The following is a 21,604-nucleotide window of genomic DNA, read 5'->3' as shown; positions in this document are numbered from 1 at the left end:
ATTGCCAATTGTATGCTGAAAATTGTTTTCTCAAACCCAGATTGCGTATAAAATAAGCAACTTTCGCGTTCGAGAAATACACTAGTGCAAATCGGCAATCACATCTTAAAAAACAACCTAGTTGTCGCACCCATGGCGGGCGTGACTGACAGGCCTTTCCGCCAACTTTGTAAGAAGATGGGTGCGGGCTTGGCTGTATCTGAGATGGTGACCTCTAACTCGCTACTGTACGGCAGTGAAAAAACAAAACGTCGTGCCAACCACGAAGGTGAAGTTAACCCGATTTCTGTGCAAATTGCTGGCGCAGACCCGCAAATGATGGCCGAGGCCGCTAAACACAATGTGGATAATGGCGCACAAATCATCGATATCAACATGGGTTGCCCGGCTAAAAAGATCTGCAACGTGATGGCTGGCTCTGCATTGCTGAAAGATGAGCCATTAGTCGCACAAATTCTGCGCGCAGTAGTTGCCGCAGTCGATGTACCGGTCACCTTAAAAATACGTACGGGTTGGGACAAGCAAAACCGCAATGCAATTCAAATTGCCAAAATGGCGGAAGATTTAGGCGTACAAGCACTGGCTATGCATGGCCGCACCCGCGCATGTGCTTATATGGGTGACGCTGAGTACGACACCATCGCCGCAGTAAAACAAGCGATCAAGATTCCGCTGATTGCTAACGGCGACATCACCACGCCTGAAAAAGCAAAGTTTGTACTCGATTACACCGGTGCCGATGCAGTAATGATAGGCCGTGCCGCACAAGGCCGCCCGTGGATATTCCGCGAAATTGAGCATTACCTCACGACCGGCACGTATATGCTACCGCCTACCGTAGACGAAATCCATGCCGTGATGCTAGAGCATCTGCATGATTTATATGAGTTTTATGGCGACCTGACTGGTATGCGTATGGCACGTAAGCACATCTCATGGTACACCAAAGGTTTAGCCGGCTCTGCACAGTTCCGCCACAGCATGAACACCCTGCAGACCATAGAATTACAACTACAAGCAATTAATGACTTTTTTGTTGAACTGAAAACAAAAAATGAACGCTTGGTTTACATTGATAATGACGCTGATGATACTAATCCAGATGCGTCTTCAGCATTAGCAGCCTAGGAACTTGTATGTCAGAGAATTGTAAGCTCAGCCAAGCAGTGCAAGAGTCTTTAGATGATTATTTTACCCATTTAGATGGTGAGCCGCCCCATGCCGTTTACGATATGGTATTGGGCTGCGTAGAAAAGCCATTGCTTAGCTACATCATGCATAAAGTAGGCGGCAACCAAAGCAAGGCAGCCGAGATACTAGACATCAATCGCAACACCCTGCGTAAAAAACTTCAGCAGTACAAGATCGAATAAAACAAGCACGTAACACGCTTTTTTATCCAATCTTGCATTCTGGCAATTTAGTTTGGCGGTAATTTAACCAGCCACGCTTGGTTACCAGGAAACAACCGGCAGCAAAAATTTAACGTGTATTGGCAATTAGCGAATACAGCTTATCATTTGTATTATGGAATAATTTTATGGCAACTACTAAACGTGCGCTAATTAGCGTTTCTGATAAAACTGGCATTATTGATTTTGCAAAAGGCTTGCAAGCTTTAGGCATTGAAATTTTATCGACTGGCGGCACCGCTAAGCTATTCCGTGACAACGACATTCCTGTCGTTGAAGTAAGTGATTACACAGGCTTCCCAGAAATGTTAGACGGCCGCGTTAAAACGCTGCACCCAAAAGTACATGGCGGCATTTTAGGTCGCCGTGACTTGCCAGAACACGTCTCAGCCATGCAAGCGCAAGACATCCCTAACATTGATATGGTAGTGGTGAATCTTTATCCGTTTGAAGCCACAGTAGCTAACCTAAACTGCACCCTGGAAGATGCGATTGAAAACATCGACATCGGCGGCCCAGCAATGGTACGTTCAGCTGCAAAAAACTGGAAAGACGTTGCCGTAGTAACAGACGCCAGCCAATATGCAGATGTACTACGTGAGCTAAAAAGCACAGGCGGCGCAACCAGCCAAGCCACAAAGTTTGCTTTATCTGTTGCCGCATTTAACCGCATCAGCAACTACGACGGCGCCATCAGCGACTACCTCTCTAGCTTCAACGCTGACGGTTCACGCAACCCTTACCCAGCGCAGGTCAATAGCCGCTTTGTAAAACTGCAAGACTTACGCTACGGCGAGAACCCGCATCAAAGCGCAGCGTTCTACCGTGACACCAACCCAGCACCAGGCTCTTTGGTGACAGCAGTACAGCTACAAGGTAAAGAGTTAAGCTACAACAACATTGCCGATGCCGATGCAGCATGGGAAGCCGTGAAGAGTTTTGATTCAACAGCCTGTGTGATCGTTAAACACGCCAATCCATGCGGCGTAGCACTAGGTAAAGATGCGTTAGAAGCTTATAGCAAAGCATTCCAAACTGACCCGACCTCAGCATTTGGCGGCATTATCGCGTTCAACACAACGCTGGATAAAGCCGCGGCAGAAGCAGTGAGCAAGCAGTTTGTAGAAGTGTTAATCGCCCCTGACTACACCGCTGAAGCATTGGCTATTTTTAGTGCTAAAGCCAATGTACGCGTACTTAAAATCGCATTACCAGAAGGTGGCGATACAGCGTGGGCACAAGGCCGCAACTCACATGACACCAAACGCATTGGTTCTGGCCTGCTTATTCAAACTGCAGACAACCATGAAATCAGCGTTAACGATTTAAAAATTGTCAGCAAAAAACAACCAACCCCAGAGCAATTGCAAGACATGCTGTTTGCGTGGCGCGTTGCAAAATACGTTAAATCCAACGCGATTGTATTCTGCGGCAACAGCATGACACTAGGTGTAGGCGCAGGCCAGATGAGTCGTGTGGACAGCACTAAAATTGCAGCGATTAAAGCGCAAAATGCTGGCCTCACATTAAAAAACTCAGTGGTTGCCTCTGATGCATTCTTCCCATTCCGCGATGGTATTGATGTACTGGCAGAAGCTGGTGCAGCTTGCGTGATTCATCCAGGTGGCAGTATGCGCGATGAAGAAGTGATTGCTGCAGCTGATGAGCATGGTTTGGTGATGGTCGTGACTGGTATTCGCCACTTTAGGCATTAAACAATTATTAAAATAATACGTTTGTTCTTCTTTTTGCCACAGCCTGTGTCACAACTGGTTGTGGCGAAAGATTTTTAAGGGTTTCAAATACATGAAAATTTTAGTCATCGGTGGTGGTGGTCGTGAACATGCCCTCGCCTGGAAAGTTACTCACAACAAAGAGGTTAGCCGTGTTTATGTAGCGCCAGGCAATGCAGGCACCGCATTAAACCCGGACATGGTTAATGTACCTATTACCGCAGTTGATGATTTAGTTAAGTTCGCACAAGACGAACAAATATACCTCACCATTGTGGGCCCAGAAGCCCCCCTCTCTCAAGGCGTCGTTGATGCATTCCGCGCCGCAGGCTTAAAGATTTTTGGCCCAACAAAAGCCGCAGCACAGCTAGAATCTTCTAAAGACTACGCTAAAGCGTTTATGATGCGTCACAGCATCCCTACCGCCGCTTACGGCACATTTACCGACGCTAAACTTGCCCATGACTACGTGAAGCAACAAGGCGCACCTATCGTGATTAAGGCTGATGGCTTAGCTGCAGGCAAAGGCGTGGTAGTTGCCATGACCGAAGATGAAGCCCATGCTGCAATTGACGCCATGCTGGAAGACAACAAACTAGGCGCTGCTGGTGCACGCGTGGTGATTGAAGAGTTCCTAGAAGGCGAAGAAGCCAGCTTCATGGTGATGGTAGATGGCAAAAATATTTTAGCGCTTGCTACCAGCCAAGACCACAAACGCCTGCTAGACGCAGACCAAGGCCCTAACACTGGCGGCATGGGCGCTTACTCACCGGCTCCGGTGGTAACACCGGCTATCCACGCCAAAGTGATGCGCGAGATTATCAAGCCTACGGTAGAAGGCATGTCCAAAGATGGCATCCCATATACAGGCTTTTTATACGCAGGTTTAATGATCAGTCCAAATGGCGATGTTAAAACTTTAGAGTTTAACTGCCGCATGGGCGACCCAGAAACCCAGCCTATCATGATGCGCTTGAAGAGTGATTTAGTAGGCTTGATGGAACACGCCGTGAATGGCACCTTAGACCGTGCCGAAGCTGAGTGGGACAGACGTGTGGCGCTAGGTGTAGTCATGGCTTCAGCCAACTATCCGGAAACACCAAGACTAGGCGATGAAATTTCCGGCCTCACCAACCAAGTAGCAGATACGCATATTTTCCACGCAGGCACTGCACAAAAAGATGGCAAAGTAGTCACCAGCGGCGGTCGCGTACTATGCGTTACAGCACTAGGCGAAACCGTTAAGTTTGCACAGCAGCAAGCTTACCAAGCCATGAAAGAAATTAAGTTTGATGGTGCACAATTCCGTAGTGATATCGGCTACCGTGCCATTAAAAGTTAAGAAATACGAGCTTACGACATGAACACTCAAGACGTTTTCAGCTACTTACAAAACCTGCAAGCCAAAATTGTAGAGGCCATTGAATTAGTGGATGGTAAAAATTTTCTACAAGATAGCTGGCAACGTCCTGAAGGTGGCGGCGGCACATCTTGCCTGCTTGAAGAAGGCAACGTATTTGAGCGTGCTGGTGTAGGTTTTTCTCACGTATTAGGTACTAAGTTGCCACCAGCTGCCAGTGTGGCGCATCCAGAGGCAGCAGGCCGCCCTTGGGAAGCAATGGGTGTATCTTTGGTGTTTCACCCACGTAACCCGTATGTACCTACCGTACATATGAACGTACGCTTTTTTGTAGCCAAAGCACAAAATGCCAGCGAGCAGGATATCTGGTGGTTTGGAGGCGGCATGGATTTAACCCCTTACTATGGCTTTAGTGAAGATGCTGAACATTTCCACCGCACTAACAAAACAGTATTAGATGCGTTTGATACCAGCTTTTACCCTAAATTCAAAAAAGAGTGTGATGACTACTTCTTCTTAAAACACCGCCAGGAGCCTCGCGGCATAGGCGGCATTTTTTATGATGATTTCAGCGAACTCGGTTTTGAACGTAGCTTCGACTTTCATCGCGCAGTAGGTGATGCATTCTTGCAGGCCTATTTACCTATCGTACAACGCCGCAAAGACACACCATACGGCGAACGTGAACGTGACTTCCAGGCTTATCGCCGTGGCCGCTATGTAGAATTTAACCTAATTTACGACCGTGGCACGATTTTCGGCCTGCAATCCAACGGCCGCACTGAATCTATTTTGCTTTCCATGCCGCCGATTGTGAAATGGCGTTACGACTGGAAGCCAGAAGCAGGCAGCCCAGAAGCAAAACTCTATACTGACTTTCTTATTGCGAAAGACTGGCTCTCCCTTAACCAGTAGGCACTTATGAATACCTCAACCCCAGTCAATATTTCTACCCCAATAAGCATTTCTGACCAAGCACGCACGCTAGCAAAAGATTTACTTAACTTTATTGACCTAAGCCCTAGCCCCTGGCACGCGGTTGAGCAGATTGAACAGCAGCTACTCAATGCAGGGTTTAGCAAGCTAGACGAAACGCAAGCCTGGCAATTGAGCACCGGTAAGCGTTATTTTGTCGTACGCGGTGGCTCCTCCATTATTGCCTTCACCCTCGGCAGCAAGCCACTCGCCAATACCGGCTTCCGCATGGTGGGCGCGCATACAGACTCCCCTAGCCTAAGGCTAAAACCTAAAGCTGCTTATGAAACAGACGGCCTACTGCGCATAGGCGTAGAGGTATATGGCGGGCCGATTCTGGCAACCTTTACTGACCGTGACTTAAGCATTGCCGGGCGCGTTACGGTACGCACGGCAACAGGTCACGACATTAAACTGCTCAAGTTTGACGACGCACTGATGCGCCTGCCCAACTTGGCGATTCACATGAACCGCGAAGTGAATGAAAAAGGCCTCAAGCTCAACAAGCAAACGGAATTACCCTTACTGTTTGGAGAAAGCGCAGAAGGCATTGCGGCTGAACAGCAATTTCTGGCTTACATTGCCGCAGCGCTTAATGTTGCAGCGAACGACATCCTGACCTTTGAATTTAACGTGTTTGATACACAAAAAGGTAAATTCTGGGGTGCCAACCAAGAATTCATCGCGAATAGCCAATTAGACAACTTAGCCTCCTGCCACGCAGCAATCTCCGCCATGCTCAATAGCAGCAATCAAGATGGCAGCAATATCTGCGCATTGTTCGACCATGAAGAAGTCGGCAGCGAGAGCGCCACAGGCGCCAGCGGTAGCTTTTTGTCTGATGTAATCAACCGCATCACAAGTAATGTTGGTATGAGTGAAGAAGAGCGCCTACGTGCTTTGGCGCAAAGCTTTTTTGTCAGCGCAGACATGGCGCATGCATACCATCCGAACCATGCTGGTGCATACGAGCCTTGTCACCACGTTATGGTCAACAAAGGCCCAGTGATTAAAACCAATGCCAACCAGCGCTATGCAAGCAATGCCGACACCGCTGCACGCTTCATTGCGCTGTGCGAACGCGCCAAAGTGCCTGTACAACAATACTCACATCGCACAGATTTAGGCTGTGGCAGCACAATAGGGCCGATTCTTGCTTCAGGTTTAGGGGTTGCCAGCGTGGATGTAGGCTCACCGATGTGGGCGATGCACAGCATTAGAGAAAGCGCAGGCGTACTCGACCACTATTACATGATACAAGCGCTGAGCGCGTTGTTTAATAGCTAGTTAATCGCGAGGGTGATTGACCAGCAATTGTTTAATGTTTAGCATCCGTTAACAATGCATGACCGATTTATCGTCATCGGCCATGCATAACGTAATACACCAAAGGGATAACCGTTATGCTCAAGCAGCTACTTAGAACTAAAATAATCAGCGCTCACGCTGATAGCGAGCTTAAAAAATGCTTATCAGCGTTTGATTTAGCGCTACTAGGCATAGGCTGCGCCATCGGCACCGGTATCTTTGTATTAACTGGCATTGCAGCGGCCACGCAGTCGGGCCCGGCGGTAGTACTCTCGTTTATTATTGCTGGCGTTGCATCAGGTTTTGCCGCGCTAGCATACGCCGAGCTTGCTGCCTCAGTTGGCGGATCAGGCAGCGCTTATGGCTACAGCTATGTGGCATTTGGCGAGTTTATCGCATGGATTATGGGCTGGATTCTACTGCTAGAATACGGCGTAGGCGCTGCTGCCGTGGCTAATGGCTGGGCTGGCTACTTTATCAACACCCTCACTAATTTCAATATACACCTACCTGAGGCCATGACCAAAGCCCCGGTGATGGGCGGCATCATTAATTTACCAGCGTTCTCTATTATTTGGGTACTCACGATTTTATTAATTATTGGCGTTAAAGAAAGTGCGCGCTTTAATAATATTATCGTCATTATTAAGCTCTCGACCATCGCCATCTTTATTGCCTTAGCCTCCGCGCATATCAACACAGATAACTGGCAGCCATTTATGCCATTTGGCTGGTTTAGCACATTAGAGAACGGCAAAAACATTGGTGTGCTCGCTGGCGCATCCTTAGTGTTCTTTGCCTATTTTGGCTTTGATGCGGTTTCTACCGCAGCTGAAGAGGCTAAAAACCCTCAACGTGACTTACCAATAGGCTTGCTTAGCTCACTGGTGTTCTGCACGCTGGTTTATATTGTCGTGTCTGGCATGCTTACCGGTATCGTATCTTACACTGAGCTCAACGTATCATCGCCAGTCGCCTATGCGCTCACCAGAATTGGCCATACCTGGTCATCTACCCTAGTAGCAACCGGTGTGCTTGCTGGCCTTATTACGGTGTTATTGGTTCTGCTCTACGGTCTAACACGCATCTTGTTTGCAATGAGCCGCGACGGCCTGATCTCACCTATTTTCTCAAAAGTTAACCCAGACCGTAAAACCCCTACCCGCATTATTCTCATGTGCGGTTTTGTTGTGTCATTAGTGGCTGGCTTTATTCCTTTAGGCGAGTTAGCAGAAACTGTGAATATTGGCACGCTGGCAAGTTTTGTGATGGTATGTATTGGCGTAATCGTTCTGCGTATTCGTCAACCTAACCTGCATCGCCCATTCAAAAACCCATGGAATCCGCTGATTCCGGTGTTGGGGGTTATTTCATGCGGCGCATTAATGTCATTTCTGCCCGCAAGTACCTGGATTAGATTCGGCACCTGGATATTAGTGGGTATCGTGTTTTACTTTGCTTACTCTATGCACCACAGTAAATTGAATTTACTGCATAAACATAAAGCATAGCTGCTACTAACACCTAATAAAAAAGCCAGCTTTTTGAGCTGGCTTTTTTTATGTGACAAGCGATTAAATTGTATTCAAAAGCTCGAGCAAGCGATTACAGTGACAACACCCATTCAACTACTGTTTTGATGTCAGCTTCTTTAACTTGTGCACCCATTGGTGGCATTGGCATTGGGCCCCAAACACCGCTACCGCCTTTTTTAACTTTTTCAACTAGCTTTGCTTCTGCAGTTTTGTCACCCTTGTATTTAGCCGCAACATCTTTGTAAGCTGGGCCTAATACTTTTTTATCTACTGAGTGACATGCTAAACAGCCACTTTTTTGTGCTAGAGCTTCAGCAGCTTTTGCATCTACCGCAGCACCTGCTTGCGCAGTAAGCAACATAGAACCAGCAGTAGCGATTGTTAATAATAAAGCTTTCATGCTATCTCCTTGAATTAACGCTTAATAATAGTAGTTATAAATTTTACAACCCGCATATCATACTCATAATTTAACTTATGACAAGTGAGTTAAATCAAATCTATCTCAACCAATTAAAATATATAGAATCTTAAGCAATTAAAATAAATTTGCAGTACCTAGGGTACACTCAACGTACCGACAATGTCACGGGTTGACAGCAACCTAAAATAAAAAATAAAAGCTAATTAAAGCGCTTCCACGCTATATTCAACCGACATGGTATGCGTTCTGTTCGGGCTAATCACCACAGAGTTTTCTAATGCATTAGCGGTTTCTACACAAACGGTTTTACGCCACTCATCGGCATCGCCCATATCACCCATTGCGTGTGCTTTCTCTGCACCCGGGCTCCATACAACAGTAGTATCACTGCCTGATTTACCGACACGAACCAAACGGTTATAAACAGGGTCATGGATTAAGCAATCTGAATTGTGGTCTAGGTAAACACGATCAAACTCACCATCAAACTTCAATACGTTATGCTCTACGTAACGTCTGTACTGGCGCAATTTATCGGCATACAGGCAATCTTGCAGACCGGTTACCCTAATATTACCCACATCACTCACATTAAGATAAGTGTGGAATGCTTCGCCAATTAAGAATGGATGGTCGGATTTATTAGTAGTAGCCAAGTCAATTTTCAAACGCTTACCGATAGTCACCATCATAGTGAGCACGTATGAGTACGAAAGCTGTCTTTTCGCTTCTGGTGTTTCTATCATTTGCAACACAATGCGCGTTGCGCCTGTTTCTGTTGAATCTACATCTACCAACTGCCAAGGAATCACTCTGGCGAAGCCATGTGGGCACAGGGTGCTATCGGTTGGATGCGCACCAAACCAAGGCCAGCAAATAGGCACACCACCACGTATTGAGCGGCCTTTTACATAGCGCGCATGATCAGAAAGCCACAGCACAGGCTGTTTTTCTGTTTTAGGCTGCCATTGCATCACATGGCCACCTTGCAACGCAATTTTTGCGGTCGCTAATGGGTTATCTATCTCTAAATATTGCAAACCATTTTCGTCTTCAGTCACGGTCACATGTGGGTGCAGTGTTGAGCAACCCTGCCCGTCTCTTTTTCTAAAGATATGGTCTTCTAGTGAATCTAATGTCATACATTACCTTATCAATTGCTCACTTTAGGTTTTACTTATCAAAGTGACTTTTAATCTGAATAAATTATTTCTCAATTTGAGAAACGTCACGTACTGCACCACGTGCAGCACTGGTACTCATTGCCGCATAGGCGCGCAATGCCGGTGAAACTGCTCTTTCACGGTTAACCGGTTTCCAGGCGTCTTTGCCTTTATCTTCCATTTTGGCGCGACGGTGCGCCATTTCTTCATCACTAATCACTAGGTGAATAGTACGGTTTGGAATATCAATTTCAATCGTATCGTTTTCCTGCACTAGGCCAATTGCGCCGCCTTCAGCCGCTTCTGGTGAAGCATGGCCGATACTCAAACCAGAGGTACCACCTGAGAAACGCCCATCAGTTAGCAACGCACACGCTTTACCTAAGCCTTTAGATTTTAAGTAAGAGGTCGGGTACAGCATTTCCTGCATACCTGGGCCACCACGAGGGCCTTCGTAGCGAATCACCACTACATCACCTGCTACGATTTCATCAGCAAGAATCGCTTCTACCGCAGCATCTTGGCTTTCAAAAATACGTGCACGGCCATTAAATTTTAGAATGCTGTCATCCACACCCGCAGTTTTAACAATACAGCCATCTAATGCGATGTTGCCGTAGAGCACTGCCAAGCCGCCGTCTTGTGAGTAGGCATGCGCTTTATCACGGATACAGCCTTCGCTTCTGTCATCATCCAGTGTTGGGTAAAGCATACTTTGAGAAAACGCGATGGTGGTTGAAATGCCGCCAGGCGCTGCACGGAAGAATTTCTTCACATCCTCATTTTTTGTGACTTTAATATCCCACTCATTGAGTGCATCACCCAAGCTTGGGCTATGTACCATTGGCGTGTCACGGTGAATCACACCCGCACGATCAAGCTCGCCTAAAATACCCATCACGCCACCTGCACGGTGCACGTCTTCCATATGGTACTTAGCCGTTGCTGGTGCTACTTTACTTACGCATGGCACTTTACGTGAGATGCGGTCAATATCACTCATAGTGAAATCTAAACCAGCCTCATGTGCAGCTGCTAGCAAGTGCAATACTGTGTTGGTAGAGCCACCCATTGCCACGTCTAAGCTCATTGCATTTTCAAACGCCTTCATATTGGCAATACTACGCGGCAATACGGTGTAATCATCTTGCTCGTAATGACGTTTTGCAAGATCTACAATCAAACGTCCTGCTTTTAGGAACAACTCTTTACGTGCTGCATGTGTAGCTAAGGTTGAGCCGTTGCCTGGCAAGCTCAAACCTAAAGCTTCAGTTAAACAGTTCATTGAGTTAGCAGTAAACATACCTGAGCAAGAACCACAGGTAGGACAAGCTGAACGCTCAATCGCGTCAGCTTCTGCATCACTCACATTGCTATCTGCTGCTGCAACCATTGCATCAACCAAGTCTAGTTTGTGTGTGTTGCCACCCCAGTTCACTTTACCGGCTTCCATTGGGCCGCCTGATACAAATACCACTGGGATATTCAAACGTAAGGCTGCCATCAGCATGCCCGGTGTGATTTTGTCACAGTTTGAAATACATACCAGCGCATCTGCACAGTGTGCATTCACCATGTATTCAACGCTGTCTGCAATTAAATCGCGGCTGGGCAAGCTATACAGCATGCCGCCATGGCCCATGGCGATACCATCATCTACCGCAATAGTATTAAATTCTTTGGCTACGCCGCCTGCCTTTTCAATTTCACGGGCAACTAATTGCCCCATATCCTTTAAATGTACGTGGCCCGGTACAAACTGGGTAAACGAGTTAGCCACCGCGATAATTGGTTTATCAAAGTCACCGTCTTTCATGCCAGTGGCACGCCATAGTGCGCGCGCACCCGCCATGTTGCGGCCGTGAGTAGTGGTATGTGAACGATAAACTGGCATGATAAAAATCCGTAAAAAATTGATTAATAGATAAAGTATGATTTTAGACTAGCTAGCGCCAACTAGCCAAAGAAATGTGAAAGAAACGTATGACTTCATTATACAAAAGTACTAAAACCTACGCCAACGCCTTATAAAGCGTCAAGTGGGCTACCCACCCCACGCCCACCCTTGTTAAGCACATGCGTATAAATCATGGTGGTAGCAACATCGCTATGTCCTAATAACTCCTGCACTGTACGGATATCGTAACCGCTCTCAAGCAAATGAGTGGCAAAACTATGCCGAAACGTATGTGGCGTAGCTGGCTTGGTAAGCCCGGCGTCAACCACTGCCTGACGCACCGCACGCTGAATCGCCTGATCTTGCACATGATGACGGCGCGTTTCACCCTGTCCATTTTCATCTATACTACGCGGGTCAACCGACAACTTGCCTGAAGGAAACACATACTGCCAACCCCAGTCTCGTGCCGCATATGGATACTTTTTACCTAAAGCTTGCGGCATATACACTGCACCATAACCTTGCGCCAAATCCGCCTCATGCAAAGTTTTAACTTTTTCAAAATGCAGTTTAAGCGGTGCAATCAAACTCACTGGCAACATCGTGATGCGGTCTTTAAACCCCTTACCATCACGAATCAAAATCTCTTTACGCGCAAAATCCACATCTTTCACCCGCAGACGCAGCGCTTCTAAAATGCGCATCCCGGTGCCGTAAAGCAAACTCACCACCAAATGCTGCGTGCCATCTAAACGCTTTAAAACTCTACCCACTTCATCCTGCGTCAACACCACAGGCAAGCGCTTAGGTGTTTTTGCCTGCTCAACATCATCCAACCAAGGAAACTCAGTACCTAACACCTCTTTATATAAAAACAACAGCGCACTTTTAGCCTGATTTTGCGTACTTGCAGAAACATTACGCACAACCGCCAAATGCGTTAAAAACACCTCAACCTCAGCCGCCCCTAAGTCTTTAGGGTGTTGCTTGTCAAAATGCAGAATATAGCGTTTAATCCAATCCAAATAAGCTTGCTCAGTACGAATACTGTAATGCTTTAAACGGATTTTTCCGCGCACTATATCCAACAACTTAGGCTCGCTGGGCACTGGGGTATTTGACGTAGTCATCATATTATTTTAGGAAGCACTAAAAAATTATAACAATATGATTTTATTATATACTTTAAATTCAATTAACTACAAAAATCATTCATCGACGCAAAGTTTTGCGTCAAATAGGATGGCTACTTTACGTTAGAGCGCCATGATACTCAGAGCCATTATTACCTTAACTTTTCTTTGTGTAAGTTATAGCTCCTTTGCAGTCTGCAATATCTCAGAATCTGAAAAATCTGCTGCTATCTCAAAGTTCTGGGCAGTTCCTGAAGTAATAAACTGGAAATCGTACGTGTTATCACATAAAGGTAAAAAGCCAATTATTTCAAAGGAAATTGAAACGGAAACTTTAAAAAATAAGTGTTTTTCTAAGCTTTCCGCTTACTCTGACGAAGGCGATCATATCCACCGTTGGCACGACTTTTATATCAGCCAAATTGGAAACAAAATTTATATTGATAACACCGAGGGTGAATTTATATCTTTGTCTAAATGGCGGGCTTCCCCAGATGGCAAGGCTTGGCGCTCTAACCCATCATTCAAGCGGGACGCGCTGACGCGCGCCCCTTAATTCAAACGTTAGGCTCAGAGTGAAAGCGTCTAAAGAACAAAGAGTTCCTGTGCTCGTTTTATCAGTTTCTATAGCTGTGTTGTTCTTGATTTTTGCATTTCTTGATGCAAGCTCTCAAACAGTCAGCCTCACTCACGGACGAGGGTGCGCTTTGGCTGAGATAATTGCAAAAATTTTAGGAGTGGGAGTTAATACTGGCAAGGCATTGTATGATGTTGGTATATCTATTGTATTTATGTATATTGGCTTATGGCATTATCAAATTACAGCCTAACCCATCATTCAAGCGGGACACCTAACAGCGGCCTCAATTCAGACGTTAAGCAGAAGGAGTCATAATTGGATTTGCAAGATAGAGCAATAAAGTTAGCCCACCCAGGCAAGAGGTTCCAAGGTCAATTTATTGATGGTTTTGTCGCTTATTTATTGGGTGCTATTGCCTTTTACCTTTTACATACAGTCATCGGTAAGGACATGTCTATTCTTGTAGCAATCGCAATTGGAGTAACTTACTTTCTGTTTTCAGACGCACTACCCAACGGTCAGAGCATCGGGAAAAAGCTGTTAAAAATAAGAGTAGTTAATCAAGAAACATTGCTGCCATGCTCCTTGGCTGAATCATTTTTAAGAAATATTACTTTTCCATTTGGTATTCTTGATTGGGTATTTATCTTTTTCGGCTCTCATCGCAGGCTAGGTGACTTTATAGCATCTACTATAGTAGTAAAAATGTAACGTTCGGTTTACCCAGCCTTATTTAAACCTTATATCTTTTGTAACAACTTCATATCGACATAACAAAAAAGGAACGCAACATGGCAAAAAAAGTAATTATTCAGCACCCAGTGAATGGCCTCACTAAAAATGGCTACTTTGGATATAGCTGGACATATCTGTTTTTTGGCTGGTTAGTGCCTTTATTCAGGGGGGAACTGGGCGTTGCTGCCTTGCATATGCTGTTCACACTGTTCACTTTTGGCTTATGGCAGCTAATTGTTTCCTTTTTATACAATAAACAGTACATGACGAGAATGTTAGAAAAAGGCTATGTGTTAAAAGACTCAGAGCAAACAATGGCTGAAGCCAGAGCAAGCCTGAATATTGCCCAAGTATAATTTTTATTCCCAACTGCCCGCTAAGTGAGCATTGTGATTCGCTTAGTGGGCTGCATAAAATTACATCTGCGCAACTAAGTCATTGTGAACTCACGAAACTTAGGTAAAATCTCACTTCTATTCAATTGATGTTAGCGCTCATGTTTGTTCACCCCCAGTTTGACCCTATTGCGATCCACCTTGGTAATTTTGGCATCCATTGGTATGGCTTAATGTATTTGCTAGGATTCCTGGCATTTTTAGCTTTAGGCAGATACCAAATCAACCATAGAAGTTGGCATGGCTGGACCATGCAAATGCTTGATGATGCACTGTTTTTTGGTGCATTAGGGGTAATCATCGGCGGACGCTTGGGCTATGTCTTGTTTTATCAGCTAAGCTATTTCACCAGCCACCCCACAGAGATTTTTGCAGTGTGGCAAGGCGGCATGAGCTTTCATGGCGGCTTCTTAGGTGTGCTTGTAGCTATGTGGCTTTTTGGCAGGAAGTATCCGCAAAACTGGTTAAAAATCATGGATTTCGTTGCGCCATTAGTCCCTATTGGCTTGGGTGCCGGACGTATGGGCAATTTCATCAATGCAGAACTATGGGGCAGAGTTACAAACGCGCCATTTGGCATGATTTTCCCTAAAGTCGACACTGCATTACGCCACCCGTCACAGTTGTATGAGTTTGCACTTGAGGGTGTGTTGTTGTTTTTAATCCTTTGGATCTACTCAGCAAAACCACGTGCAACAGGCACTATTTCGGCTTTATTCTTAATCGGTTACGGTAGCTTCAGATTTATTGTGGAATACACACGTGAGCCAGATGATTACTTAGGTTTACTCTCTATGGGCTTAAGTATGGGGCAATGGTTAAGCTTGCCGATGATTTTAATTGGCGTGGTGATGTTTGCCTTGTGCAATAAAAAACGTGGTTTTTAGTACAGGCGGCACAGTAGCAACCTGATTCAACTTTCTTAGCTGTATGGTGTACCTACAATCTGTTTCTAGGTACACCTACTGGCTAGCACCCTCTCTCAACCTTCAGTTAACAATTGTTAACTTGGCGCAACGAATCATTAGGCTTATTATCTGACGGGTTATTGATCTGTTAATGTAAGGAGCCCTATGATTAAGAAACTTCTAAAACTTGTGTTCTTTAGAAACCATCAAACGGCTAAGTCACGTCCGCTAAATCCAGAGTTTATCAGCACCCATAACAGCCATTCAAAATCTGATTTTGAGGTAACTGAGTTGAGTTATGATGAATATGTAGAATATGCTGGCCCAGAACGCAGAGTGGCTGCGGCAGAGGTACATGAGGAACGCAGGCGAGCTCAGTAAGCACTCACTTAGCAAGCACTGCAGGCTTTAAATACTTTTAAAACTGTTTTACTCTGTGGTTGGCTTTATGTCTAGTAACGGTATCTGGCCTTAGTTTTGCGTGCTTGGTCGTTTGCCCGTGGGTGCGAGCACGCCACAACTTAAATGAGCTGAACTTTAAGTGAGCGCGCATCAACTTAATCACACCATCTTGATTCAGGCCGAACTGATAAGCGATTGCTTCAAACGGGGTACGATCTTCCCACGCCATTTCTATCACACGGGAAACTTGCGCTTCATCTAACGGCTGCGCACTAACCGAGCTTAACAGCATCGATTAATGCCTTTCCATTTGCTATCTTGCCATAACTTAAAGAACTCTTTGCGCGATAGTGCTGGCGGCGCATCTACCGTGGCTTGGTGAAACTCGGCATGATGTTTCAAGTATTGCTCATAAGCATCATCACCTGAAACATGGCGCACATAGCACCATAATTTCTTTAACATCTTTAACATACCAATCCCCTACTAATCGCGCACCCAGTTTTCTACTAAGCGACTTGGTTCATGCGGCACTTCTGATAATTGCAATACCGGCTTGCCACTCAAGTAGCGCAGGCATAATCGCACCATATCCAGTATTACCACCCACAGCACCACCACAAAAAACATGGTGAGATAGGCATCTAAGTGCTGGTTAAATATCAATTGCGGTGCAACGCTTACTTTATCAGCTGGCAATGTTCCTGCCGCCAACTTTGCGGCCATATCATTCGCCGCGGCAAAAAAGCCCACCCGCGCATCAGCACTAAAAATCTTTTCGTAAGCTGCTGAGGTGGTAATGGTCACCAACCAAACCAGCGGTAAACCTGTTACCCACGCATATTTCAACTTACCAGATTTCACTAGAATGCCTGTTGCCACACATAAGGCAATGGCCGCAAGCATTTGGTTCGCAATGCCAAATAGCGGCCATAAAATATTAACGCCGCCGTTAGGGTCTATCACGCCTATATACAAGAAGTAGCCCCAACCTGCCACGACAATACTGCTAGTCAGTATCACCGAAGGCGTATATGAGGTTTCGCCCAGTTTTTTGTTAAAGTTGCCTAATAAGTCTTGCAGCATAAAACGGCCAACGCGTGTGCCTGCATCCAGCGTAGTCAGGATGAATATGGCCTCAAACATAATGGCAAAGTGATACCAAAGCGCCAATAACTCTTTACCAAAAGCGCTGCCGAAAATACTCGCCATACCCACTGCTAGGCTTGGTGCACCGCCAGTACGCGAGAACAAGGTGGACTCACCCATATCATTGGCAAGCTGCTGCATTTGCTCTACCGTCACCGCAAAACCCCAGCTGTTAATTTTGGCAATGGCATCTACTGCTTCTTTACCCACCACACCTGCAGGGCTGTTGATGGCAAAGAACACGCCAGGCTCCAGCACCGTTGCGGCAATCATCGCCATAATGGCGACAAAACTTTCTAGCAACATGCCACCATAACCTATCATACGGATATCGCGTTCATTACCAAGTAATTTTGGCGTGGTGCCAGAGGCAATTAATGCATGGAAACCTGAAATAGCGCCGCAAGCAATGGTAATAAAGACAAAAGGGAACAGCTTACCGCCAAAAATCGGCCCTGTGCCATCCACAAACTGCGTCACTGCCGGCATATGCATATCTGGACGCAGTATCACGATGGCAATCGCCAGCAACATAATGGTGCCTAGCTTCATGAAAGTAGAGAGATAATCACGTGGCGCCAAAAGCAGCCATACCGGCAATACTGCTGCTGCAAAACCATACAGAATAATGCCGTAAGCTAATGGCAAACCATCATGGTCAAATAGTGAACGCAACGTTTCGTGATGATCCACCCAGCCCCCTAGCCCAACTGAGAGCAATAATAAAACCACGCCAATAATAGAAGCCTCTAACACACGTCCAGGGCGAATATTGCGCATATAAACCCCGACGATCATGGCAATCGGGATGGTAGCTGCTACGGTTGAGGTTGCCCAAGGGCTATGCTTCATGGCATTAACGACCACCAACCCCAACACGGCAATTAAGATAATCATAATAAGAAACGTACCGATAAGTGCTGCGCTACCACCGACCACGCCGATTTCATCTCGCGCCATCTGCCCTAGGCTGCGTCCGTTGCGGCGTGTTGAGAAAAACAGCGTAACCATGTCCTGTACTGCGCCGCCCAATACCGCGCCGATTAAAATCCATAACGTGCCTGGCAAATAACCAAACTGCGCCGCTAATGTAGGCCCAATCAAAGGCCCGGGGCCTGCAATTGCAGCAAAATGATGGCCAAATACCACCCACTTATTAGTAGGGACAAAATCCCTACCGTTATCCAGCCGCTCTGCTGGCGTGGCGCGGGTTTCATCTATCACTAACACCTTGGCGGCAATCCACGCCGCGTAAAAGCGATAAGCAATTACGTAAACGCACACTGCAGCGGTAATCAGCCATAATGCATTAATGCTTTCGCCGCGGTTCAACGCTATGCCGGCAACAGCAAATGCACCTAGCAATGCAACGGCGACCCAAAGCATGGTTTTAATATTTTTGTTCATGTAATTTAAGCGTTTTGAGTTAAATAAAAGGGTTGGCATTAGTATAAATCACACAAGCGCACCCCCACTACTGGAATTTTTGGAACCAATTGTTTTAAATGGGTTTTATCAACAAAAATTGTAGATAAAAGCACTTTAGTAACTCAGCATGTTGCAATAAACGCTATCCCTGTTTTGTTTATCTGCTTATACGTAAAAAATTAAAACAACCACCACCCTAACCACATCACCGACACTTGCAACACCAGCCCCAAGGTCACCTGCTGAAAAAATGCCTTGCCGCCTGTCACCAAGGCTGTAATCGCCTTAGAGATGGCATTGGTTGAAACCGCCACCAGTATTGCCACTGCGGCATTGGCAGGCGTGATTTTAATCGTAGAAGCTAAAGAAGCGACTGAAATTGTGGAGGCATGCACATCGGCCAGGCCGGCAACGCCGGAAGCCACCACCAAGCCAGCCTGACCAAACCAAGCCTTAAGCGCGGCAGAGGCCACCAGTACTAGCGCAATCACCAAGGCTAAAGTCATTGCGGTTTTGACACTGAATGACCTACTAGGCTTACCTAGTTCAGGCGTGTGATGATGAAAGGAGTTTAAAGTCACCACTAAGCCATATATGCCGATGGACAAGCCGCCAAGCAGCAACGGTATTTTTAAAGCATGCAAGGTTAATGGATGAATCGCTGTCAGCAACATTGCCAACTGCAGCACTGTAGACAGACTGGATAGCGTTGCACCGGCCACTGCCGTGCCCATCAGCTCTGGCGTTTTTTTTACACGTGCGCCCATCGCACCAATAGTGGCAATGCTGGATATGAACCCCGAGACCAAGCCCACTAATGGCAAGCCTGTGCGGCTACCAAGCAAGCGTAGCGCTAAATGCCCGAGCGCACCGATAAACATGACCAGTATCACGATTAACCATAGGTTGCGTGGATTAATCGCATCAAATGGGCCAATCAACTCATTGGGCACCAACGGCAATACAATCAAGGTAGCAGCAGCCAGAATCAAGAAGTCAATCATCTCATCCTTGGTCACCACACCCCGCACAAAACCATGTATCGGCTGTTTTGCAGCAAGCAATATCGCCGCAGCCACGGCCAAACTAGCCGCCATAGAAGCAGTGCTCATGGCCAAGCCACCCAAAATAACAGTAAAAACTAGGCTGATTTCCGTGGTTAAGCCTGGGTCACTATCTTTTCTTGAGAAGTAAGCGGTTGCGACAAAAATGGTGACGCAAATAATAGAAACAACCAGTAACCAGAAGTTAATCGAAGTGCTAACCGCACCAAGCAAAGATGCAATGGTAAAGGTGCGCACACCGGCAATTGTGCTCTCGCCACCACTGCCCTTACTACGCTCACGCTCGGCGCCAATCAGCAAGCCTATGCCCAGTGCAACCGCTAAATTTAACCAGTGTGCAGTATTAATCAACATACAACATTTCCATTTACTAATTTTTAGATTTTATTTACAGCAAACCACGCTCAGCAAATGACAGCGTTTGATTGCCAGCCACAATAAAATGATCTAACACGCGCACATCTACCAAAGCTAAGGCTTGCTTCAATTGCTGCGTTAATAGCTCGTCCGCCGCACTTTGCTGCACGGCACCTGAAGGATGATTATGCGCCAAAATAACACTGGCAGCATTGTGATGAATCGCGCGTTTGACCACTTCTCTAGGATAAACGCTAGTTTGGGTCAGGGTACCGCTAAATAGCTCCTCTGCTGCATGCAGGCGATTTTGCGTATCTAAAAACAGCACCATAAATACTTCACGTGTCAGCGCACCCAATTTAAGCACCAAATAATCACGTACCTGTTGCGGTGATTGAAAAACATCGCGCTGCTGCAATTGTTCATTCAATGCGCGGCGACTCATTTCAAAAATCGCCTGTAACTGCACATACTTACTGCTGCCAATACCATGCACTTGGCTTAGAGCCTGCTCACTTGCCGCAAATATACCGTTCAGGCTACCAAACTGACTCAGTAAATCACGCGCTAGATCCACCGCACTCTTGCCAACCACACCTACACGCAAGAAAATTGCCAGCAATTCAGCGTCTGATAACGCTTCCGCACCTAGCTCGATTAACTTCTCCCTTGGACGCTCGTTTGCAGGCCAATCAGTAATTGCCACTCCATACCCCTTTCAATATTTCCACACTGGCGCTACAGCCCAACCTCAGTTATGCACTTAGCTTCAATCAGCATGGTCGCCTGGCACATTGCTAATAAAGCCTATTCAAGCCAGCCAATTTCACGTGCAGTTTGCTCACCTATCAATGTGTGCCTCAAACTTTTAGGAATATCAGCTTCGGCTGTACTTTGTGGCACACGCCCACCCATTAGCTCAGCAAAATTCTGCGGATATAGCGGCATCTTATGTGGCTCAGCATAACCATCAGGATAAATAGGCAAGTTATTATGTAAATCGTATTTATCTGTCGCATTCAAGGTATGCAACAACTCATGGGCTGTGACTACCAAGTTCTTTTTGGCATATGCCGCGCTAGCAAACAAATTCACACGCCCGATGCGCCCTTTATTGAGCGCGGTAGAGTGACCCAACATTGAGGTAGTGTTAGGGTCGTGATACAACAAATACAAGCGGATATCTGGCTTAATATTTACCTTAGGGCTATTTTGCCAGGCAAACCATCTGAACTTTAAGCTCCATAGCATGGTACTTAATATGCTACCGTTTCTAGGTGGCTCTGGCGGCAGCTCATTCACAACTGCGCCTAGCTGCACCTCTATCGGGCGCCGTAAACCTAACTTATAAGACTCTGCCTCTTCTGCAAAATATTCTGCCATAGGCTCAAAATCTTCACGGCTCAAGGTTCGCAAGTAAGCACTAACTTCCTCCCTACCATCTGCGTTAATTGGATACACTGCAACATAAAGATTATGCTTCCAAGCCAAATCCGCTTTATCCAGCCACAGCTCTTGCAATGCTGTTGCTAAAATTAACAACAGAATAATGATTCTGAATTTACGCCACATTGTGTATTAGCCGCATGAGTATTATTGATTTTTGTTACATCCACTATAAAACATTTTCTTTAGTTTAGATT

Annotated in this window: 23 protein-coding genes; 13 read left to right on the top strand and 10 right to left on the bottom strand. The window is 46.1% G+C overall.

What is annotated here, in order from left to right:
- The first annotated feature begins 84 nt into the window (after nucleotides 1-84).
- The 7 genes from dusB to VGD82_RS12540 all read left to right on the top strand — a co-directional run bounded on the left by dusB (nucleotide 85) and on the right by VGD82_RS12540 (nucleotide 8,299).
- Complete coding sequence (dusB, locus tag VGD82_RS12570) at nucleotides 85-1,128, top strand: tRNA dihydrouridine synthase DusB (RefSeq protein ID WP_331020685.1); 1,044 nt, start codon at nucleotides 85-87, stop codon at nucleotides 1,126-1,128.
- 8 nt (nucleotides 1,129-1,136) lie between these two features.
- Entirely contained in the window at nucleotides 1,137-1,373 is a 237-nt protein-coding gene (locus tag VGD82_RS12565) for a helix-turn-helix domain-containing protein (protein ID WP_331020684.1), read from the top strand.
- Between the two features lie 167 nt (nucleotides 1,374-1,540).
- Nucleotides 1,541-3,127, top strand: a complete 1,587-nt coding sequence (gene purH / locus VGD82_RS12560) for a bifunctional phosphoribosylaminoimidazolecarboxamide formyltransferase/IMP cyclohydrolase (RefSeq protein ID WP_331020683.1) — start codon at nucleotides 1,541-1,543, stop codon at nucleotides 3,125-3,127.
- A 91-nt stretch (nucleotides 3,128-3,218) separates the two neighbouring features.
- On the top strand, nucleotides 3,219-4,487 hold the full coding sequence (gene purD, locus VGD82_RS12555; protein ID WP_331020682.1) for a phosphoribosylamine--glycine ligase: 1,269 nt from the start codon (nucleotides 3,219-3,221) through the stop codon (nucleotides 4,485-4,487).
- Between the two features lie 18 nt (nucleotides 4,488-4,505).
- On the top strand, nucleotides 4,506-5,420 hold the full coding sequence (hemF, locus tag VGD82_RS12550) for an oxygen-dependent coproporphyrinogen oxidase (protein WP_331020681.1): 915 nt from the start codon (nucleotides 4,506-4,508) through the stop codon (nucleotides 5,418-5,420).
- 6 nt (nucleotides 5,421-5,426) lie between these two features.
- Complete coding sequence (locus VGD82_RS12545) at nucleotides 5,427-6,767, top strand: M18 family aminopeptidase (protein ID WP_331020680.1); 1,341 nt, start codon at nucleotides 5,427-5,429, stop codon at nucleotides 6,765-6,767.
- 116 nt (nucleotides 6,768-6,883) lie between these two features.
- The gene (locus tag VGD82_RS12540; protein ID WP_331020679.1) at nucleotides 6,884-8,299 is read left to right on the top strand and encodes an amino acid permease; all 1,416 of its coding nucleotides are present in this window, start codon (nucleotides 6,884-6,886) and stop codon (nucleotides 8,297-8,299) included.
- Between the two features lie 94 nt (nucleotides 8,300-8,393).
- Here VGD82_RS12540 and VGD82_RS12535 read toward each other — a convergent pair whose 3' ends face one another.
- The 4 genes from VGD82_RS12535 to VGD82_RS12520 all read right to left on the bottom strand — a co-directional run bounded on the left by VGD82_RS12535 (nucleotide 8,394) and on the right by VGD82_RS12520 (nucleotide 12,940).
- Nucleotides 8,394-8,723, bottom strand: a complete 330-nt coding sequence (locus VGD82_RS12535) for a c-type cytochrome (RefSeq protein WP_331020678.1) — start codon at nucleotides 8,721-8,723, stop codon at nucleotides 8,394-8,396.
- Nucleotides 8,724-8,950: 227 nt separating this feature from the next.
- Nucleotides 8,951-9,889 (bottom strand): D-hexose-6-phosphate mutarotase, encoded by a 939-nt coding sequence (locus tag VGD82_RS12530; protein ID WP_331020677.1) that lies wholly within the window; start codon nucleotides 9,887-9,889, stop codon nucleotides 8,951-8,953.
- 64 nt (nucleotides 9,890-9,953) lie between these two features.
- A complete protein-coding gene (ilvD, locus tag VGD82_RS12525; protein ID WP_331020676.1) occupies nucleotides 9,954-11,804 on the bottom strand; it encodes a dihydroxy-acid dehydratase in 1,851 nt (616 codons plus the stop codon).
- Nucleotides 11,805-11,935: 131 nt separating this feature from the next.
- Nucleotides 11,936-12,940 carry an integron integrase gene (locus tag VGD82_RS12520; protein WP_331020741.1) on the bottom strand — a complete coding sequence of 335 codons (1,005 nt, stop codon included), beginning with the start codon at nucleotides 12,938-12,940 and terminating at the stop codon, nucleotides 11,936-11,938.
- 136 nt (nucleotides 12,941-13,076) lie between these two features.
- Between VGD82_RS12520 and VGD82_RS12515 the strand changes: the two genes are divergently transcribed.
- The 6 genes from VGD82_RS12515 to VGD82_RS12490 all read left to right on the top strand — a co-directional run bounded on the left by VGD82_RS12515 (nucleotide 13,077) and on the right by VGD82_RS12490 (nucleotide 15,942).
- Nucleotides 13,077-13,499, top strand: coding sequence for a hypothetical protein (locus VGD82_RS12515; protein WP_331020675.1), 423 nt, complete (start codon nucleotides 13,077-13,079; stop codon nucleotides 13,497-13,499).
- 19 nt (nucleotides 13,500-13,518) lie between these two features.
- Complete coding sequence (locus tag VGD82_RS12510; RefSeq protein WP_331020674.1) at nucleotides 13,519-13,773, top strand: hypothetical protein; 255 nt, start codon at nucleotides 13,519-13,521, stop codon at nucleotides 13,771-13,773.
- A 65-nt stretch (nucleotides 13,774-13,838) separates the two neighbouring features.
- Nucleotides 13,839-14,234 carry an RDD family protein gene (locus VGD82_RS12505; protein ID WP_331020673.1) on the top strand — a complete coding sequence of 132 codons (396 nt, stop codon included), beginning with the start codon at nucleotides 13,839-13,841 and terminating at the stop codon, nucleotides 14,232-14,234.
- 80 nt (nucleotides 14,235-14,314) lie between these two features.
- Nucleotides 14,315-14,614, top strand: coding sequence for a hypothetical protein (locus tag VGD82_RS12500; protein ID WP_331020672.1), 300 nt, complete (start codon nucleotides 14,315-14,317; stop codon nucleotides 14,612-14,614).
- 140 nt (nucleotides 14,615-14,754) lie between these two features.
- Complete coding sequence (lgt, locus tag VGD82_RS12495) at nucleotides 14,755-15,540, top strand: prolipoprotein diacylglyceryl transferase (RefSeq protein WP_331020671.1); 786 nt, start codon at nucleotides 14,755-14,757, stop codon at nucleotides 15,538-15,540.
- 186 nt (nucleotides 15,541-15,726) lie between these two features.
- Entirely contained in the window at nucleotides 15,727-15,942 is a 216-nt protein-coding gene (locus VGD82_RS12490; RefSeq protein WP_331020670.1) for a hypothetical protein, read from the top strand.
- Between the two features lie 37 nt (nucleotides 15,943-15,979).
- Here the strand turns inward: VGD82_RS12490 and VGD82_RS12485 are convergent, their stop codons facing one another.
- From VGD82_RS12485 to VGD82_RS12460, 6 genes are all read right to left on the bottom strand, one after another.
- Complete coding sequence (locus VGD82_RS12485; protein ID WP_331020669.1) at nucleotides 15,980-16,255, bottom strand: TIGR03643 family protein; 276 nt, start codon at nucleotides 16,253-16,255, stop codon at nucleotides 15,980-15,982.
- Complete coding sequence (locus VGD82_RS12480) at nucleotides 16,246-16,437, bottom strand: YbdD/YjiX family protein (RefSeq protein WP_331020668.1); 192 nt, start codon at nucleotides 16,435-16,437, stop codon at nucleotides 16,246-16,248. The genes VGD82_RS12485 and VGD82_RS12480 overlap by 10 nt, the downstream gene beginning before the upstream one ends.
- Nucleotides 16,438-16,449: 12 nt before the next feature.
- Nucleotides 16,450-18,519: a carbon starvation CstA family protein gene (locus VGD82_RS12475; RefSeq protein WP_331020667.1), complete on the bottom strand. Its 2,070-nt coding sequence runs from the start codon at nucleotides 18,517-18,519 to the stop codon at nucleotides 16,450-16,452.
- A 200-nt stretch (nucleotides 18,520-18,719) separates the two neighbouring features.
- The gene (locus VGD82_RS12470; RefSeq protein WP_331020666.1) at nucleotides 18,720-19,958 is read right to left on the bottom strand and encodes an MgtC/SapB family protein; all 1,239 of its coding nucleotides are present in this window, start codon (nucleotides 19,956-19,958) and stop codon (nucleotides 18,720-18,722) included.
- 34 nt (nucleotides 19,959-19,992) lie between these two features.
- Nucleotides 19,993-20,667: a RadC family protein gene (radC, locus tag VGD82_RS12465; RefSeq protein WP_331020665.1), complete on the bottom strand. Its 675-nt coding sequence runs from the start codon at nucleotides 20,665-20,667 to the stop codon at nucleotides 19,993-19,995.
- A 101-nt stretch (nucleotides 20,668-20,768) separates the two neighbouring features.
- Nucleotides 20,769-21,533, bottom strand: coding sequence for a hypothetical protein (locus tag VGD82_RS12460; protein WP_331020664.1), 765 nt, complete (start codon nucleotides 21,531-21,533; stop codon nucleotides 20,769-20,771).
- Between the last annotated feature and the right edge of the window lie 71 nt (nucleotides 21,534-21,604).

Origin of the sequence: Methylotenera sp. (assembly GCF_036401095.1) — a bacterium.
Lineage (GTDB): Bacteria > Pseudomonadota > Gammaproteobacteria > Burkholderiales > Methylophilaceae > Methylotenera.
Note: the sequence above shows the minus strand (reverse complement) of the source record. Positions and strands in the feature narration are given on the sequence as shown.

Bases quoted from the DNA above. Each gene is read 5' to 3' on its own strand.
- VGD82_RS12565 (WP_331020684.1), top strand. From the start codon at position 1,137: ATGTCAGAGAATTGTAAGCTCAGCCAAGCAGTGCAAGAGTCTTTAGAT.
- purH (WP_331020683.1), top strand. From the start codon at position 1,541: ATGGCAACTACTAAACGTGCGCTAATTAGCGTTTCTGATAAAACTGGC.
- purD (WP_331020682.1), top strand. From the start codon at position 3,219: ATGAAAATTTTAGTCATCGGTGGTGGTGGTCGTGAACATGCCCTCGCC.
- hemF (WP_331020681.1), top strand. From the start codon at position 4,506: ATGAACACTCAAGACGTTTTCAGCTACTTACAAAACCTGCAAGCCAAA.
- VGD82_RS12545 (WP_331020680.1), top strand. From the start codon at position 5,427: ATGAATACCTCAACCCCAGTCAATATTTCTACCCCAATAAGCATTTCT.
- VGD82_RS12540 (WP_331020679.1), top strand. From the start codon at position 6,884: ATGCTCAAGCAGCTACTTAGAACTAAAATAATCAGCGCTCACGCTGAT.
- VGD82_RS12535 (WP_331020678.1), bottom strand. From the start codon at position 8,723: ATGAAAGCTTTATTATTAACAATCGCTACTGCTGGTTCTATGTTGCTT.
- VGD82_RS12530 (WP_331020677.1), bottom strand. From the start codon at position 9,889: ATGACATTAGATTCACTAGAAGACCATATCTTTAGAAAAAGAGACGGG.
- ilvD (WP_331020676.1), bottom strand. From the start codon at position 11,804: ATGCCAGTTTATCGTTCACATACCACTACTCACGGCCGCAACATGGCG.
- VGD82_RS12520 (WP_331020741.1), bottom strand. From the start codon at position 12,940: ATGACTACGTCAAATACCCCAGTGCCCAGCGAGCCTAAGTTGTTGGAT.
- VGD82_RS12515 (WP_331020675.1), top strand. From the start codon at position 13,077: ATGATACTCAGAGCCATTATTACCTTAACTTTTCTTTGTGTAAGTTAT.
- VGD82_RS12500 (WP_331020672.1), top strand. From the start codon at position 14,315: ATGGCAAAAAAAGTAATTATTCAGCACCCAGTGAATGGCCTCACTAAA.
- lgt (WP_331020671.1), top strand. From the start codon at position 14,755: ATGTTTGTTCACCCCCAGTTTGACCCTATTGCGATCCACCTTGGTAAT.
- VGD82_RS12490 (WP_331020670.1), top strand. From the start codon at position 15,727: ATGATTAAGAAACTTCTAAAACTTGTGTTCTTTAGAAACCATCAAACG.
- VGD82_RS12485 (WP_331020669.1), bottom strand. From the start codon at position 16,255: ATGCTGTTAAGCTCGGTTAGTGCGCAGCCGTTAGATGAAGCGCAAGTT.
- VGD82_RS12480 (WP_331020668.1), bottom strand. From the start codon at position 16,437: ATGTTAAAGATGTTAAAGAAATTATGGTGCTATGTGCGCCATGTTTCA.
- VGD82_RS12475 (WP_331020667.1), bottom strand. From the start codon at position 18,519: ATGAACAAAAATATTAAAACCATGCTTTGGGTCGCCGTTGCATTGCTA.
- VGD82_RS12470 (WP_331020666.1), bottom strand. From the start codon at position 19,958: ATGTTGATTAATACTGCACACTGGTTAAATTTAGCGGTTGCACTGGGC.
- VGD82_RS12460 (WP_331020664.1), bottom strand. From the start codon at position 21,533: ATGTGGCGTAAATTCAGAATCATTATTCTGTTGTTAATTTTAGCAACA.